Raw genomic sequence first — 18,431 nt, 5'->3', positions numbered from 1 at the left:
ATTGTGTTAAAAGTGTCATCTTTCACATGGTTCATGTATAATAAAATTTAGTGGTTTTTGATAAGAAATAAGGCGGGGGAGTAATGAGTCAGAAAAAAAATATCACAAGTCCTTTTTATCAGGGGGATTTGATTTTTATATTAGCAGCTTTCTTGATGATTAGTGTTGTGGCTGTTTATGCTGCACAGCCATCTTTCGCAATATTAGGTATTCCTGGTAAGCAGCTGATGTATTATCTATTCGGTATTTCAATTGTCATTGGCTTTCTTTATTTTGATTTGGAACAGATTGAAAAAATGAGCTTATATATATATATATTTGGAATTCTTTTATTGATTCTTTTGAAAATTAGTCCGGAATCGATTGCACCAGTAAGAAAAGGCGCTAAAAGCTGGTTTGAACTCGGTCCAGTCAATTTACAACCTTCTGAATTTATGAAAATCGGTTTGATTATGATGCTGGCGTCAGTTATTTCAAAAGCCAGTCCAAAAGGTTCGCGTTCCATAGAGGAAGATGTTCGTTTATTATTGAAAATTGCAGGAATCGCTGTCATTCCAGTAGGATTGATTTTCCAACAAGACGCTGGAACAGCAGGAATCTGTATGTTTTTTGTCGCCATTATGATCTTTCTATCTAGTATAAACTGGAAATTGATTGCGATTGTGGCAGGCTCTGGTATAACCGTTGTTTTACTTGCTTTATTAGTAGTGATTTCTTTTCCCGAGTTTTCTAAAGATGTCCTTCATATTAAACCATATCAAATTAATCGGGTAATGACATGGTATGATTCAAGCCAGCAATCGGCTGAAGATACATACCAAACGGACAAAGCTGTGATGGCGATCGGATCAGGACAAATTTTTGGTTCAGGTATTAAAGATATGAAAGTGTATGTTCCAGAAGGACATACAGACTTCATATTTTCAGTCATCGGCGAGAGTTTCGGCTTTATCGGCTGTACCGTTGTTGTCATCATGTTCTTTTATTTGATTTACAGGCTTGTCGTGTTGATTGAAAAAATCCACCCATTTAACCGATTTGCTTCACACTTTGTTGTCGGATATACCGCCCTCATCGTGATTCATACATTCCAGAATATCGGAATGAATATCGGTCTAATGCCTGTCACAGGTGTCCCTTTGCTGTTTGTCAGCTATGGAGGTAGCTCTGTGGTGGCGACATTACTTGGATTTGCGATTGTCTACAATGCGAGTTGTCAGCTCACAAAATATCAAGGTTATATGTTTAAATAATAGGCATGAAAGACAGTCAAAAGAAAAACAAGGCTGTCTTTTTTTGTGAAGTCATTTCTCTTTGGAATGAAACAATAATTAGATATGATAAAGTTATGAGGAGGTAAAGTGATGAATCAAACGATTGAAACGATTTTAGATCACCGTTCTATCAGGTCTTTTACAGATCAGCCTCTGACAAAAGAGGACATTCGTTTACTCGTTGAAAGCGCCCAAAGTGCATCAACATCAAGTTATATTCAGGCTTATTCCATTATCGGTGTAACAGAGCAGAGTAAAAAACGGAAGCTAGCTGCCTTGGCAGGTGATCAGCCATATGTCGAGAAAAATGGTCACTTGTTTGTGTTTTGTGTCGATCTTTTCCGCCACCACAAAATAGCTCAGGAAAAAGGGGAAGATATTATGGCTTCTCTTGAAGGGACAGAATTATTTATGGTCGGCTTAATCGACGCAGCACTTGCTGCCCAAAACATGGCGGTGGCAGCGGAGTCAATGGGACTTGGCATCTGTTATATCGGTGGGATTCGAAATGAGTTAGGGAAGGTTTGTGAGCTGCTGGAAACACCTGAATATGTTCTTCCATTGTTCGGTCTAGTTGTTGGTCATCCGGCAAACCGTTCGGCGAAAAAACCAAGATTGCCTTTAGAACATGTTTATCATGAGAATACTTACAGTTTAGATCAAGAAGATTTTCATAAAGCTTTAACCGACTATGACAAGATGATTTCAAGTTATTATGAAAATAGAACGAATGGTAAGCGCACTGATCAGTGGACAGAGCAAATCACGCGTCATTTGAAACAGTCGCAACGAACATATCTCAATCAATTTGTGAAAGAAAAAGGCTTTAACAAAAGCTAGAACACCACTTCCTTTTGAAGGGGTGTTCTATTTGATGATCACATATTTAAAGAAAAGATAAATCATAAACCATATTGGAAGACTGATCACAATGCCGGACATACAGCCTTTGGAAAAGTTTTCTTCATCGAGTGGTGTGAGTTTTTCTTGAAGCGACTCTTTTACATTCATCAACCTTTTGCGCTCCTCCCGACTTCAATTTGCTATTTATATCGGTTATTCCTAAACGGAAGTTAAGGAGGATGTGGACATTTTTTGCTAGGAACGTCAACGACGTCGAAAAACAGCCGCTATATATTGGACTGGCCAAAGAAGTAAAAGACCGCTCACATATAAAGTAGTCAATAGCCAGCTGAGCGGTATAAGCAAAATGGTGTCAACGGTTTGCTCCGCTGCTTTTGGGAATGGGTGTGGGGTGTTTTTTTGTAAGTTGTTGATGAGATACAATATCGTGAAAAAAACAAAGCATGCAATCATGAAGGATAAGCCAAATAATATGAAAAATGAAAACATATAGACGAAGTCCTCCGCTTGCTTTTTTCAGAAGTTTTTCTTCTGTGAACAAAATTTTACCATAAAAAAGCCTTGTTGAGTGGTTCTCAACAAGGCTTATCACTATTCGACGATAAACGGCTTTTCTGTCAAAACAGTGCTTGATTTCCCTTTCGTGGAGGCATAGGCAAGCATATAATACCGACCTGGTTTAAGTGCTGTTGTGTCATTGATCATGCCATTCCATTGATAGGTTTGATAACCTTTTTCTTGGTTTTTATAGACACCTGCTTGGCCGATGAATTCGAGATTCTCATCATATACGAGAAATGCCAAGTCTTCTGCTCCACCTGGTAGATATGCTTCAATTGTGTGTGTGCCAGCCTTTAATCCAGAGGCAACAGTCACAGAAGTGACACGTGGGTAGTCAGGTTCTTTGACAATGAAAAGGAGCGGAATTTCAGCAACTTTTTTCTCTCCATCACGGACAGATACCGTCCCTTCATATGTGCCAGCCTTTGCTTTATTAGCATTCACCGTAACCTTGACTCTTGCTTTTCCCGTTTTCTGAGCTGGAATGACAACTCTTTTCGTCCCTTTTACAGAAACCCCTTTTCCTTTGAAAGAATATTCAAGCTGATAAGACTTTCTAAGTGATGAAAGGTTTTCAATTGTAAAAGTTTTCGTTTTTGTTTGCCTTCCTTTGTCCTTCATGTATGTGCCGAATGAATAGCTGCCAGGAGTAACAATTGAAGAAGCATGCAAGGCATCCATAATTCGAACACTACCTGCTCCTTGGGTATTGTGGGGATAACGTTTACCATTTTCATCTGTTAATTTTTTAGCAGTGTTCATGAGAACGGCTTTGATTTGGTCTGTTGACCAATCTGGTTTTGCTTGTTTGACAATAGCTGCAACACCAGCTACATGTGGTGAAGCCATGCTTGTTCCCTGCATAGAGGCATAACCATGAGGGTTTGTTGGATCATGTGTCGGAACTGTACTGACAATATTAACACCAGGTGCAGAAATGTCAGGCTTAATCATCCAAGTATCCATAACAGGACCTCGGGATGAAAATGCAGCCATTGTTTCACCAAGCTCTTTATCTAATTTGAAAGAAAAAACGGCGTTGCGGTTGCTTTTTTTGATCTGCTGAACAAGCTCTTCTCCTTCTTCTTTAGAGAGCTTAATAGTCGGTACGGCCATACCTTCTATCATGCCAGTTTCAATTTCTCCAGACAAATGATTGTAAATGATAGCTCCAATCGCTCCAGCGTCTTTAGCATGCTGAGCTTTATCAACAAATGGAATTTCGCCCCGCTTTATCACGGCGACTTTCCCTTTGAGATTTTTTCCTTTGAAATCTTCAGGTTGTCCAATTCCTGCTTCAATCAGTTCAACCTTTTGATTGTTTAATGAGAGAAGGTCTGCAACTTTATTATAGCCCATCACTTTCGCCGTTTGATATGAATCAAAGTGAACAGAATATTTTTGATAAGGAAGTTGTGTGGCACCGACAGAAATAGCTTCCCTTGATGTTCCTGGCGATCCGACTGTCCAGTTTTTCGGTCCGCTGTTGCCATTGGACGTTACGGCCGTCACACCTTCTGACATAGCCCAGTCTAGTGCAATACTTGTTGCGTAGTCAGGGTTGTTTACTGAAGAGCCTAAGGAAAGATTGATGACTTTTGCTCCGTCTGCAACTGCTTTTTCAACACCTGCAATCACATTTTCAGTTGTTCCGGTTCCACCAGGACCGAGGACGCGATAGGCAAGAAGAGTTGCATCTGGTGCGACGCCTTTGATTTTACCATTGGCGGCGATTGTTCCTGCAACATGTGTACCATGGCTAGTTGCTCCACCACGAGGATCTCCTGCAGGTGTTTCCTGTGGATCATAATCATTGTCAACCAAGTCATATCCTTTGTAAGGTCCGAAGTTTTTCTTTAAATCGGGGTGTTTATAATCAACACCAGTATCAATAACTGCTACTTTGACACCTTTACCTGTAAAACCTGAACGCCAAGCTTGATCTGCACCAATATATGGTGCGCTTTTATCCATTTGCGGATGATAAGTATCTTTTGAAAGCATCACGCTTTTTTGTTTTATATCATCAGGTTTGTAAGTCGCATTAGGGTAAACCGCTTTGACGTCTTTTACGGCTAGAAGTTTGGGAATGTCACTTGCCGGTAGTTTCAAAGAAAACCCTGAAAACACACGGTGGTATTCCCGTTTTACTTTTGCTTTTTTGATCTTTTTCATCGTTTGAGATTTTACTTTGTTTCGTGCCGCATTTAACGTAGCCTTCGTCTGTTTTTCTCCCTCCGCCTTTGCTTCAGCAAGCGATTTTTCCTTTAGTTCAACAATGACTGTCGTCTGTTTGTCTGAGGTGGTATCAATATCTCCGAAAATTTCAGCTTTCTCAAGTTCAGCTCCTTGTTTTTTAGCTGATTGAGCATGAACACCAGTGAGAGAACTAGATACAGTAAGAAATAAAATAAAAACAAAAATGGAAAAACGGATAAGATTTTTTTTCAATAGATTTTCCTCCTTTAGTAAATATGCAGAAATAAATGTAGATTTGGAACATTTTAAATATTCTATTATTTTTCGCAAAATCCTCTAAAGTTTTTCAAAAAATTAGTGTGAAATGTTTTTTGTGCACAGTTAATTGTGTATAAGTGAATAAAGTTGTGTATACATATTGTGAGGAATATGTGTTCGAACACTAAATATTGAACTGTTATGTGGATATGTGGATATCTACTGTGGGTAACATGTGTTTATCCTTAGGATAAGCTGTGAATAAGCATATCCTTCAGTTTTCAACAAAACTTCTAAAAACTAGAACAATTTTTCACCCAGATTATGACAAACAATTCTAGTTTTCCAAGTTAAGATAGAGTCTGAAGTTAATAGAGAAACTAGAAAAAATGGAGGGATTTATATGGAAAGTTTTCTAGCTTTTATGAAACTGTGGGTAATTGTACTGCTTCATTATGTCATGCCTGTTAGACAAAGGCAGATCAACATGCTGAGCTGTTTATCCAAAAAAGCAAATCTCTATTTTGGTGGATTACTGGAGTTTGGAGGGAGTAAGAAAAAACGATTAGAACAGAATAGACAAGCATGTATTTTACCAAAGAAAGAAAGGGATACAATGAGGTTCAAACGATTACTAAAATGGGCAAGGGCTGGGCCAGACTTTACATAAGTGAACAAACCATGTAAAATCCCACTCATAATGGGAAGTGGGTGACAGCGATGAAAATCTACAAGGTATTAAATAACAATGCAGCAATTATAAAGGAGGATGGACAAGAGAAAATTGTCATGGGGCCGGGAATTGCTTTTCAAAAAGGTAAAAACGACACTATTATTAGAAAAAAAGTCGAGAAAATTTTTACCATCCATGAGGAAAACGAGAAATTCAAACAAATACTTGAAACACTTCCAGAAAAGCATATTGAAGTAGCTGAAGAGATTATCAGCTATGCGGAAGGACAGCTGTCCGCACCGTTAAGTGATCATATTCACATTGCCCTTGTCGATCATTTATCATTTGCAATTGAACGAATTCAAAAAGATTTAACGGTTCGAAATAAATTATTAAACGAAATAAAAGCGCTTTATAAAAAAGAGTATGAGATTGGACTTTGGGCCATAGAGTTGGTCAAAGAAAAATTAAATATAGATTTGCCTGAGGATGAAGCGGGGTATATCGCACTGCATATTCATACCGCAAAAATGGATGCGGAAAATATGCATACTACCCTTAAATATACAACGATCATTAAAGAACTGATTGAAAAAATCGAACGTTTTTTTGATCAAAAAATAGATGAAAACAGCATTTCATATCAGCGTCTTGTGACACATTTAAGGTATGCGATTAATCGGTTTGAATCAAATGAAGCATTCCATGTCATGGATGATGACATGCTTTATTTTATAAAGCAAAAGTATCCTATATCATATCGATGTGGAGTAGAACTGGCTGATTATTTAAAAACTGAATATGAACTTGATCTTCCAGAGTCAGAGATTGGCTATATTACGCTGCATATTCAGCGATTAAACGATTTGTAATACCGCTGATATTCCTGTGTTCAGGCTTTTTTAGTACATTCTTCATAGAGAAATAACAAATTTTTAAAAAAGGTTGACGAAAGCGCTAACACATAATATAATGAGTTTGTGTTAAAACTAAATACCGGGGATTGTGACTGGTAGAGCAGGCAAGACCTAAAATTTGCTTAAATGAGTGGGGGAACTTTATCCTCATATTCATTGGTGAATTTTAGGTCTTTTCTGCTTTTAAATAAAAAGGAGGAATCATCATGAATCACAAAGAAATCGCTGTACGTCTCATTGAGCTTCTTGGCGGAGAAGATAATATTGTTAGCGCTGCACATTGTGCAACAAGGTTGCGTTTAGTTATAAACGATGAAACAAAAATCGACCAAGAACAGGTTGAAGAGCTTGATGGAGTAAAAGGAGCTTTTTCCAGCTCTGGTCAATACCAAATTATTTTTGGGACTGGGTTAGTCAATAAAGTGTATGCAGAGTTTGCGAAAGAACTGGATCTCGATCAAAAAGAAACAGTTCAACACAGTGAAGCTGCAAAACAAAAAATGAATCCGTTGGCCCGATTTGCGAAAACGTTGTCAAACATATTTGTGCCGATTATCCCGGCGATTGTTGCAAGCGGTTTATTAATGGGTCTTTTAGGAATGATGAAGGCGTTTAACTGGGTTGATCCTGAGACGGCACTGTATAAAATGCTCGACATGTTCTCAAGTTCTGCATTTATTATCCTGCCGATCTTAATTGGTGTCAGTGCTGCAAAAGAGTTTGGTAGCAATCCTTATTTAGGTGCTGTTCTCGGTGGAATTTTAATTCACCCAAGTTTGTTTAATCCGTGGGGATTGGCAGAAGGAACACCAGGTGTGATGGATTTATTCGGTCTTAAACTTGAAATGCTTGGTTATCAAGGTACAGTTATTCCAATTTTACTTGCTGTATATGTCATGAGTAAAATCGAAAAAGGTGTCAGAAAGATTGTTCCAAATGCAATCGACCTGTTAGTAACACCGTTTGTTACGATTATTTCAAGTGGATTTATCGCGTTTATTGCAATTGGTCCTTTAGGTAGAATGCTTGGTACAGGGATCTCAACCGCTTTAACAAATGTATATGAATTTGCTGGACCTGTCGCTGGACTTGTCTTTGGAGGCACCTACTCCTTAATCGTTTTAACTGGGGTTCATCATAGCTTCCATGCAATTGAGGCTGGGCTCCTTGCTGATATTGGAAAAAACTACTTGCTGCCAATCTGGTCAATGGCCAATGTTGCGCAAGGTGGAGCTGGACTAGCCGTATTCTTTATGGCGAAACGTGCAAAAACAAAAGAAATTGCGTTACCTGCTGCATTCTCAGCATTCCTTGGCATTACTGAACCCGTTATCTTCGGTGTGAATCTTCGTTACCGCAAACCGTTTATCGGTGCAATGGTCGGTGGTGCATTAGGTGCTGCATATGTTGTCTTTATGAATGTCGCTGCAAATGCTTACGGTTTGACAGGAATTCCGATGATTGCGATCGCTGCACCACTTGGAAACGCCAATCTTATCAATTATCTTATCGGAATGGTGATCGCGGTTTCAGTTGCCTTTGTCACAGCCTTTTTCTTAGGCATTAAAGAAGACGAGAAAAAGAGCTAATGGAGGGTTTGAACGAATGAGTAAAGATCAGGAACTTCGCAAGCAAGCAGTCGATCGGGTTAAGGAATATCAAGAGATTGTCAACCGTGACCCTTATAGATTGCATTATCACATTATGCCTCCTGTCGGTCTGCTGAATGATCCAAATGGTTTCATTCAGTGGAAAGGGGTCTATCACCTCTTCTATCAATGGTTGCCTTTTAAAACTGGACACGGGTCAAAATTCTGGGGACATTACTCCTCAGAAGACCTTGTCCATTGGCAACATGAGGAGATCGCTCTCACGCCAAGCGATTGGTTTGATAAAAATGGATGTTACTCAGGAAGTGCCATCGCTGACAATGATCAGCTTCACGTTTTCTATACAGGGAATGTGAAAGATGCTGAGGGAAATAGGGAAACTTATCAATGCCTTGCTGTCTCAAAAGACAGTATCTCGTTTGAAAAGAAGGGTGTTGTCGCGAGACTTCCTGAGGGATACACGCCTCATTTCCGCGATCCAAAAGTGTGGCAAAAAGACGGCCGCTGGTATATGGTAGTTGGGGCGCAGACCGAACGTTTGGAAGGCAGAGCGGTATTGTTTACTTCTGAAAACTTAGAAGACTGGACGTTTCTTGGCGATATGGCCGGCTCAAACAAAGGTTCACTTGGTGAGTTCGGTTATATGTGGGAATGTCCAGATATGATGCCACTTGGGGGAAAAGATGTCTTGATTGTCTGCCCTCAAGGATTAAAAGCTGAAGGTTTCCGTTATCAAAATGTTTATCAGTCAGGTTATTTTGTTGGTCAGTTAGACGAACAAAAACCGGAATATAAACATGGAGAATTTGAAGAACTTGACCGTGGTTTTGATTTTTATGCACCACAGACGACAGAGGACGAATCAGGCAGAAGAATTTTATTTGCCTGGATGGGTGTTCCTGACCAGGGTGAAGAAAGTCATCCGACAATCCCGAATCACTGGGTGCATTGCATGACATTGCCAAGGGAATTAACCTTACAGAATGATAAGTTGATTCAAAAACCGGTTCAGGAGCTTAGAACATTACGGAAAAATGAACAAAACTTTGAGATTTCACTCAGTCAAGCTGCCGAAAAACTAAATATCGACCATGAGAAAACTGAACTTTTCCTTAGTTCACTAAAGGTAGAAGAAGGATTTGAGCTATCCTTTAGAGGAGCAGCCCGGCTTATCTATAGGAAAGAAGATGGTGTCCTGACTTTGGAAAGAAACAGTTATCTTGATGAACGCGTGGAATCAAGGCATTGCAAGATTGGTGAACTTAGAGAGTTAGACATCTTTTTAGACGCTTCTTCAATTGAGATGTTTGTAAACGATGGAGAAGAAGTATTTACAGCTCGCTATTTTCCTTACCCGGGAAATAATGACGTGTTGATCAGTAGCAGAAAAAGTCTATCATTGAATATGACCTCTTGGACAATGAAATAAGCACGATGATTTCCTGTTACAATCCCATTATGATATGCTACTTATAGAGAGACTGTGCAGTTGTAAAGGGGTTGTTTTCTTGGATCAAAAACAACAGAATTTGACAGCCATACGGTTGAAAAAAATTGCAGATCATATCGAGGATACGAGAGAAGAATATAATTATTTGCTCCTTCAAGTGCAAAAGCTCGTCAGTGATAAAGAGAAAACAATTCTGGATGATGAAAAAGTCAAAGAAAAACTGTCAAGCACCTATCAACAAATGAAAGAATATGCTCTGTTTGTTAAGGCGATTGAGGCGTTTTTAAGAACATCGGCTAGAAATATAAAACGTGAAGACAGTTAGATTTAAGATAAGACCCCTTTCTTCGAAAAAGGGGTCATTTTTTTATTTGCTAAAACGGAGGGCAGAATGTTTTGTCGGTCCAACAAATTGATTTAACTTAAACGATTCGCGAATAGCTGCTGTAATAAATTCCTTAGCAGAATAAATCGCTTCTTTTACACTGGAACCTTTCGCAAGTTCAGCTGTGATCGCTGCGGAATAAGTGCAGCCTGCTCCATGTGTGTAAGGTGTCTCAATCCGATCTCCTTCAATGACTTCGGTTTCTTGACCATCGTACAGAACATCGACAGCTTTTTCATGTGCTAGTCTTCCTCCGCCTGTAATCAGGACGTGTTTAGCACCAAGATGATGAATTAATTTAGCGGCTTCTTTCATTTGTTCAACGGTTTTAATCTCTCCAAGACCGCTAAGTTGTCCAGCTTCAAAAAGGTTTGGTGTAATCACTGTTGCAAGCGGGGTCAGAAGTTCACGCAATGCTTTCGCATGTTCCGGATAAAGTACCTCATTTGCACCTTTACATACCATGACTGGATCAATCACAACATTTTTCATATGGTGGTCTTTAATGGTTTCAGCTGCGATTTCGATGATCTCAACAGTTGGAAGCATACCTGTTTTCATCGCATCAACACCAATACCTTCTACAATGGTTTGAAGCTGTGAACGTAAAATATCCTTTTCAACGGGGAAAACTTGATGATTCCAGTTGTTAGTGGGATCCATAGCAACAATAACCGTTAGAGCTGTCATCCCGTAAACGTTTTTTTCTTGGAATGTTTTCAAATCTGCCTGAATACCGGCACCTCCACTTGAATCAGAGCCGGCAATTGTTAGTGCTTTGTGCATTGTCATGTTAAGTCAAGCCTCCAAATGATAATCAATTCCATCCTATAGAGTGGTTAGTATTTATTATAGTCAGGTTTTTAATAGATCACAAATCAAGAATATCGGACTTTTGTTCATGTTAAAATGAATATTTTATGTTTTATAATAGAAAAAGAGTTTTAAAAAAAGGAGCTACTTCATTCGTGAGAATATCTATTGTCATTGTAACGCATAACAGAATCCCTGCTTTATGTGAATTGCTCGAATCTATTGTCAACCAATCTATTAAGCCATTCGAAGTCATTATTGTCAATGATGCTGGTGAAAGAATCGACTCTGTACAGTGGCTTTATTCAGATCTTCCGATTAAAGTGATCGATCTAGCTGAAAATGTCAAGCATGTTAAAGCGAGAAATATAGGGGTGAAAGAAGCAACTGGAGATGTTATCATGCTCAGTGATGATGATGATTTCTTTACGCCCTGTCATATGGAAAGAATGGCAAAGGCAATGAAGACGGCTGATCTCGTTTATTCAGATGCAGAAATCGTGTCTTTTAACATAAAAGATGAGACGCGAATTCCGATAAGTCGGCGTCTTTTTGCTTATGCGCTCCATTTGGAAGAGATGCGAAGGTTTTCTACATTTATTCCTTCTGGAAGTATGTATAAACGCTCGCTTCATCAAGATATCGGCTATTTTGATCCCGGTGTCCATCATTATTGGGATTGGGACTTTTTTCTGCGAACAGCAGCGAGTTTTCAAGTGAAAAGAGTGCCTGTGGCAAGTGTCATCTATGCGTTTTCAAATCAGGGAGACAACCAATCTAGCCATCTCGGTAAAAAGCGACAGTATTATTTAGATATTCTCTCTGAAAAGCATCAGCTTGGCAGTTTGCCTGCGGAAAATTTTTTTACACTTCTTGATGAACCAGAATTAAAAAAAAGACAAGCTGTTAGTGAGATTGTCTGGGACGGCAAACCTGTTATCTCAAGGTTTAGTAACGTAACTTTTTAGGAGGTTAAACCATTGAAACAAATATTGAATGACAGCTGGTGGGAACAGCTACAAGATGAATTTGATAAGCCCTATTATCAAGAATTAAGGGAAATGTTGAAAAAGGAGTACCGGGAGCATACGATTTATCCTGAGCCAAACGATATTTATAATGCGTTACATTATACTTCCTATGATCAGGTTAAAGTGGTGATTTTGGGGCAGGATCCGTATCATGGGCCTGGACAAGCACATGGTTTAAGTTTTTCTGTCAAGCCGGGAGTAAATCCACCGCCATCCTTAAAAAATATTTTTATCGAGTTGCACGATGATATAGGAGCAGAAATTCCAAATCATGGCTCACTCGTCAGTTGGGCACAACAAGGAGTCTTATTGTTAAACACCGTTTTGACTGTCAGACGAGGACAGGCAAATTCACATAAGGGAAAAGGCTGGGAACAGTTAACAGACAGTGTGATTGATGTTTTAAACAAACGAGAAAAGCCGGTCGTTTTTATTCTATGGGGGCGCCATGCTCAGCTGAAGAAAGAGAGAATTGATATCTCAAAGCACTTTATCATTCAATCATCACACCCTAGCCCTTTTTCAGCGAGAAACGGGTTTTTTGGTAGTAGACCATTTTCAAGGGCAAATCAATTCCTGAAACAAATCAATGAAGAGCCGATCGACTGGTCGATACCGAAGTTGGTTGAACTGGAATCCTAGAAAAAAGGTTTTTATCGGTAGAAAATAACAAATTGTCATCTGCATCAGTCTAGCTTATTTGTTAAAATGAAGTGGAAATCAAAAACGGTTTGGAGGATTAAGTTCATGAACATACATATATCCAGTCTGCTTCAGAAGATGGAGGATGAACTGAAAAAGGCAAAGAATTGTCGTCAGGAGAGTGAGCTTACATTACACATTGCAGTTATCCGCTCCCTTTGTGATGTCATTGTTGAAGAACAGCGTCCGGCCGTTCAGTCTTCTCCTTATTCACAGTCAGGGAAAAAAACTTCAGGCGACCTGATGCTAGAAAAAATGATGGGAACGAGCGGGGCTGAACAATTTCAAAAACAAGAGAAACAAAAACGAGAGGATGAGGCGAACGGCGATTCGATTTTTGATTTTTAAAGAGCTTGTTTGTTTTTAAAGAGAGAGGTTGATCAATGTGAAATTGTTTTTTGGGGCTTTACAATGGACAGCATTTATTATTGCGTCCGCTATCGTGGTCCCTATTGCTATTGGGCAGGCATTTGAACTGAATCAGCTTGAAACAGCTGAACTGATTCAAAGCACATTTTTCGTCTTAGGAACAACTGCTTTTGTTCAATGTTTGCTAGGACACCGTTTGCCGATTAATGAGAGTCCGGCCGGTCTTTGGTGGGGAGTCTACACGATTTATGCTGGACTTACTGGAACAGTATTTGCATCCTTTGGGGAAACACTCCAAGCATTACAGGGGGCCATGTTGTTAAGCGCAGTTTTCTTTTTCTTTTTTAGTCTATTTAAGATTATTGATCAATTAGCCGTGATGTTTACTCCTGCTGTGACAGGTATATATTTATTACTTTTGGTGATACAGCTGAGTGAACCGATTATCAAAGGTGTCATGGGAATTGGCTACCGCAAGGATGAAGTTGACGGTCTCGTTTTTTTGCTTGCAGGTGTCATTATGATGGCCACATTTCTTATGAGTAAGTCGAATGTAGCGTTTTTTAAACAATATTCTATTTTAGTTGCGCTTTTTGGTGGCTGGATTTTATTCGCTCTGTTTGGTGTGGCAAAGGTTCCGCAGCATACAGATCAATTTTTTCACATGCCTAGTCTGTTTCCTTTCGGGGTTCCGGTGTTTGATAGTGGTTTAATTGTGACTTCTTTGTTCATTACGATGTTGTTAATCGTCAACATGCTGGCCAGTATTCGCGTAGTTGAAGTCGCTGTTCAACAAGTTGAAAAGCTGGAGGAAAGAAACCGAGCTCGTCCGGCTGGATTTATTGCTGCGGCTGGTCATTTACTCAGCGGCTTTCTGGGGGCAGTAGGAACAGTGCCGATTTCCGGAGCGGCCGGTTTTATCCAAACAACCAGAATGTCTTCGAAGAAACCGTTTTTATTAGGGAGTTTTATTATTATTCTCATCAGTTTTTTTCCGCTGGTCATGAATTTATTTGCAAGTTTACCGTCTCCTGTTGGTTTTGCTGTTAATTTTGTTGTGTTCTCAACGATGATCGGTATGGCTTTTTCTGAATTTGATTCTTATGAGGCAAGTGAGATAGGTCGTGTCCGGTTTCTCATCGGAATTTCCCTTTTGGCAGGAGTAGGTGTGATGTTTGTCCCTGAGAGTGCCTTGGAAGGGATGCATCCTGTGATTGTATCCATTTTAAGTAATGGTCTTGTCCTTGGTACAATGTTGGCCATTGCCATAGAACAAATTCAGTTAAGAAAAAAGAAATCTTGAGTGTCATGAACAGAAAGAGAAAGGTGGCAATTGATCATGAAATTATTTTTAATTATAGGTTCTATAAATGCGATGCTTGCCGTTGCTTTGGGGGCATTTGGTGCCCATGGGCTTGAAGGGAAAATTCCCGAGAAATATATGCAAATTTGGCAAACGGGTGTCCAGTATCATATGTATCACGCACTTGGGTTAATCGCCATCGCGCTTGTTGCTGGCAGAATAACAGGTGCAGGAAGTTTAACTGTTGCCGGTTGGCTGATGTTTATCGGAATTATCTTATTTTCCGGTAGCTTGTACGTCTTAAGCCTCACGCAAATCAGTGTTCTTGGCGCCATCACTCCGCTGGGCGGTGTAGCTTTTATTGTCGCGTGGATCATGGTGGTTGTGTCTGCGGTTAAATACTTATAATGGCTTTCGCGAAAAGAACCAATCCTTTGGTTTGGTGAAAAGCAAAGTGCTGAACAAACCCCATTTTTCATATGGGCAAGACTCTTATTTGAAAATAAATCTTATATATAGATTTAATATCGAGCTTTTCTTTACATTTAGGCCAATCCTTTGGGGTTGGTTTTTTATGTGACTTTCTCATGAATTTACGAATTAGTTCGAATTACTTGTATGCAAATTACTTGAGTACGTGTTAACATAAACGTGGTCGGAAAATTTTAGAAAAGGTGAGTGATTCATGGAAAAGAACGAAATGTGTATCCAATTCCTCTTAGCTAAAGCATTACAAAGAGTTTCACAACTTAGTAAGTCTAAATTCCAAACTTATGGTATAACCCCAGTCCAATTTTCTATCTTACGTGAGTTATGGCGTGCTGATGGACAACTTGGATCTAAATTAGGGAAACATTTGCGTATCGATAGTGCAACGATTACAGGTATCATAGATCGAATGGAACGGAACGGATTTATTAAACGACAGTCTGATCCGCATGATCGTCGTAACAAGCTCATTTTTCTAACGGAAAAAGGAAAAGAAATGGAAGTTACCTTAACTCAAAAGATGGTTGAATTGAATCATGAAGTCATGGAAAATTTTAATGTTGAGGAAACACAATGGTTTAAGAAAATGTTAAATACGATTGGATCAGGGGATATGAAAAAGAATGAAAATGAGTCGCTGTGAACTTACTCTGAAAATTGTGGGATATAAAGGGACCGAAGCGGCTCCCAAGGTCTAGGAAGACTTTCAGTATTGGTGGTCATATGCCGCAACCGACCGAAGTAGCTTTAGAATGACTAGGGATTTGCATTCACTATACCACTAACTAACGTCTTCTTATATGAATCGATCGAATTTAAGGAGGTTTTTGTAGTGGAAAATACGATTACTTTAGAAAAAAAGAGTCATGTATTATTGATTGGTTTAAATCGTCCAGATGAAAATAATCTTTTTAATCAGGAAATGATCTTTGATCTGGCTGCAGCTCTAGGAGAACTTGAAAGAGATCCAGATTTGCGTTGTGGTGTCATGTTTGCTCATGGAAAACATTTTACTCTTGGACTGGATTTAGCTGAAGTAGGTCCATCTATTGCTAAGGGTGAACTGTACCAGTATCCTGAAACATCAATAGATCCTTGGCAAATAAAAGAGCCATTTCGTACAAAACCATTAATTTGTGCAATCCATGGATTATGTTTAACTCTAGGTATTGAACTAGCCCTTGCCAGTGATATTCGACTTGCTGCAAGAGAGACTCGTTTTTCACAGCTGGAAGTGAAAAGAGGAATATACCCGTTTGGAGGGGCGACATCTCGCTTTGTTCATGAAGCTGGATGGGGGACTGCAATGAGATACATGCTTACAGGTGATGAATTCTCAAGTGAAGAAGCGTTTCGTTTTGGAATGATTCAAGAAGTTGTCGAAAAAGATGAACTTCTTCCACGTGCGATTGAGTTAGCTGAAAAGGTTTCACGACAAGCCCCTTTAGGAACACAGGCTACGATAAAAATGGCTCGTTTAGCATTGTTGGAAAATGAAAAAGCTGCTAACCAAAAGATTTGGCAGACGGTACTTAATTTGTTACAAACAGAGGATGCAAAGGAAGGTGCTGTTTCATTCCTCGAACGAAGGCATGCAGTTTTTAAAGGACGTTAAAATGAAAACGACTAAATTTCCTTGTCAATGAAGCCAATCCTAAGTTTGGCTTTTTTTATGTTAGCAAGTACATCTGAGATAATGGGTATGTCTGTTTAACAGACCAACAAATGAACTTCACCTAAGTGAAGAATGTTATAGTTGCATCTGTTGTTCATTTCTATAAAAATTGATTTTAAATTGTTCTTCTTCTAGAATAGCTTTTTCTTTCAGACGCGGTTTTTTCAGATGGTTATGATTATGAAAGGTTAGAAAAATAAAAATGCTAACCCCCTGATAACGGAGATTAGCAAATAAATGACTTTATTGAATAGCTATATGATCAACGTATATAGCTGATTGACCGCTGCTATTAGAAGCACTTATAAACTGAACACCTATTTCTTTCACATCATGTAAATTCGAGATCGATGATAAATTTAATGATACAGTCGTTCCATTTGCTGCATTCATTTTTACCCTTTCTCCATCAAACCATTTCCAATTAGAACCGGTTTTTATATATAGTTTTGCATTGATCCCATTCCCGATGTTTCCCCAGTTTGCATGCTTTACGGTTGCTTTTAATTGAGATTTTCCGCTAAAATTTTGTTGTTTAGTTAGAGATAGATAATGATTAGAGTGAGGACTTAATTGAACGTTTGCTTTTAAAGAATAGTTGTCCTTTGCCGACCATTCGTTTGTATGCCAAGGACCACCTGAAACATTTTCACCACTCCAGCCTTGTGTTCCTGTTTCAAAATTATAAAGAATGTTTTCTGGTCTGTTTGGATTCCCTGAATGATGATTCTTATCAAATATTGAACATAATTTAGACGTCGCTTTTAAACCATAAGAACCATGAACGATTGTGTTACCCCACGACGTTAAATTGTGACCAGCCCAATCATGCGATAAATCCAAGTATTCCCAGTCTGAACTATTTCCTTTCCAAGACCATGCAAGCCAGCCAACATTTTTATGTTGTGAATAACTCATAATGGTTGCTTCGTCTACATCTCCATTTGTATGTCTTTCTCCAAATTCACCGATGATTAAAGCAAGACCTTCGTTAAGAACATTGTCAATATTTGATTTTACTGTAGCCGCATCTTTACCTGCATACTCATACATATGAATAGAGAACATGGTATTTTTTAATGGATCTGCATTGAACACATCTTTTCCATAATGATGAATTGAAGCTGGATACTGACCCCAACCTGCAGAATCAACAATGAATGTATGGTTCAATCCTGCATTTCTTAATTTTGGGATCGCTTGTTTGTAGCCTTCTGCCCATTTTGCACTATCCCAAGTACCATGCCACTCGTTTGCAATATTAATGATGACTTTATCTTCCTTACCGATAAGAGCCTCTTTTATGCTAATCCAATAATCAACAGCATTGTTCAGAGCAGCAACATCATCTTTCCCAGTGGTATCATGAACTTCTAATATAGCAATAAGTTTATTTTTCTCTGCTAGATGAATAAGTTTTTTTACTGTATGGACATCATCCTTTGTATATTGACTACCGTCTGAAAGGACAATTCGAACTGCATTTGCTCCTGTTGCTGCAATGGCTTGGATAGCTGTTGCAGAATCATCTTTATACCATGAATGAGCATGGTTAATCCCTCTCATCACAAAAGGATTGCCTTTTGCATCATACAAAGTGTTTCCGCTTACATGAAATCCTTTGGCTGCTTTTGCTTCTGAAGTAGAAACAAATCCTAAAGTCGATAGAATCAAAAGAAAACATAACATCAAACTTTGAACATTTTTTATTACTCTCATGTCATCACCTCTATCTCATTTTTTGCAACTCATTTTTCATTTCCTTAACAATGAAGAGAACGATCGTCTATCGATCGAATTAAATTCTACAGACGAGATGAAAGAAAAACAATATATTTTCTGAAAGATCGTCAAAAAT

18 protein-coding genes are annotated in these 18,431 nt (G+C 38.9%); 14 read left to right on the top strand and 4 right to left on the bottom strand.

Annotated features, from left to right (window positions below; all coding sequences use genetic code 11):
• The first annotated feature begins 83 nt into the window (after window positions 1–83).
• A complete protein-coding gene (locus PDT38_RS10395; protein ID WP_270801169.1) occupies window positions 84–1,253 on the top strand; it encodes an FtsW/RodA/SpoVE family cell cycle protein in 1,170 nt (389 codons plus the stop codon).
• A gap of 111 nt (window positions 1,254–1,364) precedes the next feature.
• Window positions 1,365–2,114 carry an oxygen-insensitive NADPH nitroreductase gene (nfsA, locus tag PDT38_RS10390; protein ID WP_270801167.1) on the top strand — a complete coding sequence of 250 codons (750 nt, stop codon included), beginning with the start codon at window positions 1,365–1,367 and terminating at the stop codon, window positions 2,112–2,114.
• 27 nt (window positions 2,115–2,141) lie between these two features.
• On the opposite strand, the gene PDT38_RS10385 is transcribed toward nfsA, so the two are convergent.
• Both PDT38_RS10385 and PDT38_RS10380 read right to left on the bottom strand, forming a co-directional pair.
• The gene (locus PDT38_RS10385; RefSeq protein ID WP_270801774.1) at window positions 2,142–2,288 is read right to left on the bottom strand and encodes a hypothetical protein; all 147 of its coding nucleotides are present in this window, start codon (window positions 2,286–2,288) and stop codon (window positions 2,142–2,144) included.
• A 441-nt stretch (window positions 2,289–2,729) separates the two neighbouring features.
• Window positions 2,730–5,150 carry a S8 family serine peptidase gene (locus PDT38_RS10380; protein WP_270801164.1) on the bottom strand — a complete coding sequence of 807 codons (2,421 nt, stop codon included), beginning with the start codon at window positions 5,148–5,150 and terminating at the stop codon, window positions 2,730–2,732.
• A 409-nt stretch (window positions 5,151–5,559) separates the two neighbouring features.
• Here PDT38_RS10380 and PDT38_RS10375 point away from each other — a divergent pair, with 409 nt between their 5' ends.
• From PDT38_RS10375 to PDT38_RS10355, 5 genes are all read left to right on the top strand, one after another.
• The gene (locus tag PDT38_RS10375; protein ID WP_270801161.1) at window positions 5,560–5,826 is read left to right on the top strand and encodes a hypothetical protein; all 267 of its coding nucleotides are present in this window, start codon (window positions 5,560–5,562) and stop codon (window positions 5,824–5,826) included.
• 50 nt (window positions 5,827–5,876) lie between these two features.
• Complete coding sequence (locus PDT38_RS10370; protein WP_270801158.1) at window positions 5,877–6,701, top strand: PRD domain-containing protein; 825 nt, start codon at window positions 5,877–5,879, stop codon at window positions 6,699–6,701.
• Between the two features lie 251 nt (window positions 6,702–6,952).
• The gene (locus tag PDT38_RS10365; protein WP_270801157.1) at window positions 6,953–8,335 is read left to right on the top strand and encodes a sucrose-specific PTS transporter subunit IIBC; all 1,383 of its coding nucleotides are present in this window, start codon (window positions 6,953–6,955) and stop codon (window positions 8,333–8,335) included.
• Between the two features lie 16 nt (window positions 8,336–8,351).
• Window positions 8,352–9,785: a sucrose-6-phosphate hydrolase gene (locus PDT38_RS10360; protein ID WP_270801154.1), complete on the top strand. Its 1,434-nt coding sequence runs from the start codon at window positions 8,352–8,354 to the stop codon at window positions 9,783–9,785.
• Window positions 9,786–9,864: 79 nt separating this feature from the next.
• Window positions 9,865–10,131: a hypothetical protein gene (locus PDT38_RS10355; RefSeq protein ID WP_270801152.1), complete on the top strand. Its 267-nt coding sequence runs from the start codon at window positions 9,865–9,867 to the stop codon at window positions 10,129–10,131.
• A 42-nt stretch (window positions 10,132–10,173) separates the two neighbouring features.
• Here PDT38_RS10355 and PDT38_RS10350 read toward each other — a convergent pair whose 3' ends face one another.
• A complete protein-coding gene (locus PDT38_RS10350; protein WP_270801149.1) occupies window positions 10,174–10,983 on the bottom strand; it encodes a bifunctional hydroxymethylpyrimidine kinase/phosphomethylpyrimidine kinase in 810 nt (269 codons plus the stop codon).
• Window positions 10,984–11,159: 176 nt separating this feature from the next.
• Between PDT38_RS10350 and PDT38_RS10345 the strand changes: the two genes are divergently transcribed.
• From PDT38_RS10345 to PDT38_RS10315, 7 genes are all read left to right on the top strand, one after another.
• The gene (locus tag PDT38_RS10345; RefSeq protein WP_270801146.1) at window positions 11,160–11,972 is read left to right on the top strand and encodes a glycosyltransferase family 2 protein; all 813 of its coding nucleotides are present in this window, start codon (window positions 11,160–11,162) and stop codon (window positions 11,970–11,972) included.
• Window positions 11,973–11,984: 12 nt separating this feature from the next.
• Complete coding sequence (locus PDT38_RS10340; RefSeq protein ID WP_270801143.1) at window positions 11,985–12,677, top strand: uracil-DNA glycosylase; 693 nt, start codon at window positions 11,985–11,987, stop codon at window positions 12,675–12,677.
• A gap of 105 nt (window positions 12,678–12,782) precedes the next feature.
• A complete protein-coding gene (locus PDT38_RS10335; protein WP_270801141.1) occupies window positions 12,783–13,085 on the top strand; it encodes a YwdI family protein in 303 nt (100 codons plus the stop codon).
• Between the two features lie 37 nt (window positions 13,086–13,122).
• Window positions 13,123–14,409 (top strand): purine/pyrimidine permease, encoded by a 1,287-nt coding sequence (locus PDT38_RS10330; protein WP_270801140.1) that lies wholly within the window; start codon window positions 13,123–13,125, stop codon window positions 14,407–14,409.
• Between the two features lie 36 nt (window positions 14,410–14,445).
• Window positions 14,446–14,817 carry a DUF423 domain-containing protein gene (locus PDT38_RS10325; RefSeq protein WP_270801139.1) on the top strand — a complete coding sequence of 124 codons (372 nt, stop codon included), beginning with the start codon at window positions 14,446–14,448 and terminating at the stop codon, window positions 14,815–14,817.
• A 277-nt stretch (window positions 14,818–15,094) separates the two neighbouring features.
• Window positions 15,095–15,541, top strand: coding sequence for a MarR family winged helix-turn-helix transcriptional regulator (locus tag PDT38_RS10320; RefSeq protein ID WP_270801137.1), 447 nt, complete (start codon window positions 15,095–15,097; stop codon window positions 15,539–15,541).
• A gap of 189 nt (window positions 15,542–15,730) precedes the next feature.
• Window positions 15,731–16,513, top strand: a complete 783-nt coding sequence (locus PDT38_RS10315) for a crotonase/enoyl-CoA hydratase family protein (protein ID WP_270801135.1) — start codon at window positions 15,731–15,733, stop codon at window positions 16,511–16,513.
• A 303-nt stretch (window positions 16,514–16,816) separates the two neighbouring features.
• On the opposite strand, the gene PDT38_RS10310 is transcribed toward PDT38_RS10315, so the two are convergent.
• Window positions 16,817–18,292 (bottom strand): glycoside hydrolase family 5 protein, encoded by a 1,476-nt coding sequence (locus tag PDT38_RS10310; protein WP_270801133.1) that lies wholly within the window; start codon window positions 18,290–18,292, stop codon window positions 16,817–16,819.
• Window positions 18,293–18,431 lie beyond the last annotated feature (139 nt).

This window comes from Bacillus changyiensis (assembly GCF_027706145.1).
GTDB classification, from domain to species: domain Bacteria; phylum Bacillota; class Bacilli; order Bacillales; family Bacillaceae; genus Bacillus; species Bacillus changyiensis.
This window is presented reverse-complemented; position numbering and strand designations above follow the sequence as displayed.

Bases quoted from the DNA above. Each gene is read 5' to 3' on its own strand.
- PDT38_RS10320 (WP_270801137.1), top strand. From the start codon at position 15,095: ATGGAAAAGAACGAAATGTGTATCCAATTCCTCTTAGCTAAAGCATTA.
- PDT38_RS10370 (WP_270801158.1), top strand. From the start codon at position 5,877: ATGAAAATCTACAAGGTATTAAATAACAATGCAGCAATTATAAAGGAG.
- PDT38_RS10325 (WP_270801139.1), top strand. From the start codon at position 14,446: ATGAAATTATTTTTAATTATAGGTTCTATAAATGCGATGCTTGCCGTT.
- PDT38_RS10335 (WP_270801141.1), top strand. From the start codon at position 12,783: ATGAACATACATATATCCAGTCTGCTTCAGAAGATGGAGGATGAACTG.
- PDT38_RS10350 (WP_270801149.1), bottom strand. From the start codon at position 10,983: ATGACAATGCACAAAGCACTAACAATTGCCGGCTCTGATTCAAGTGGA.
- PDT38_RS10395 (WP_270801169.1), top strand. From the start codon at position 84: ATGAGTCAGAAAAAAAATATCACAAGTCCTTTTTATCAGGGGGATTTG.
- PDT38_RS10375 (WP_270801161.1), top strand. From the start codon at position 5,560: ATGGAAAGTTTTCTAGCTTTTATGAAACTGTGGGTAATTGTACTGCTT.
- nfsA (WP_270801167.1), top strand. From the start codon at position 1,365: ATGAATCAAACGATTGAAACGATTTTAGATCACCGTTCTATCAGGTCT.
- PDT38_RS10310 (WP_270801133.1), bottom strand. From the start codon at position 18,292: ATGAGAGTAATAAAAAATGTTCAAAGTTTGATGTTATGTTTTCTTTTG.
- PDT38_RS10365 (WP_270801157.1), top strand. From the start codon at position 6,953: ATGAATCACAAAGAAATCGCTGTACGTCTCATTGAGCTTCTTGGCGGA.
- PDT38_RS10360 (WP_270801154.1), top strand. From the start codon at position 8,352: ATGAGTAAAGATCAGGAACTTCGCAAGCAAGCAGTCGATCGGGTTAAG.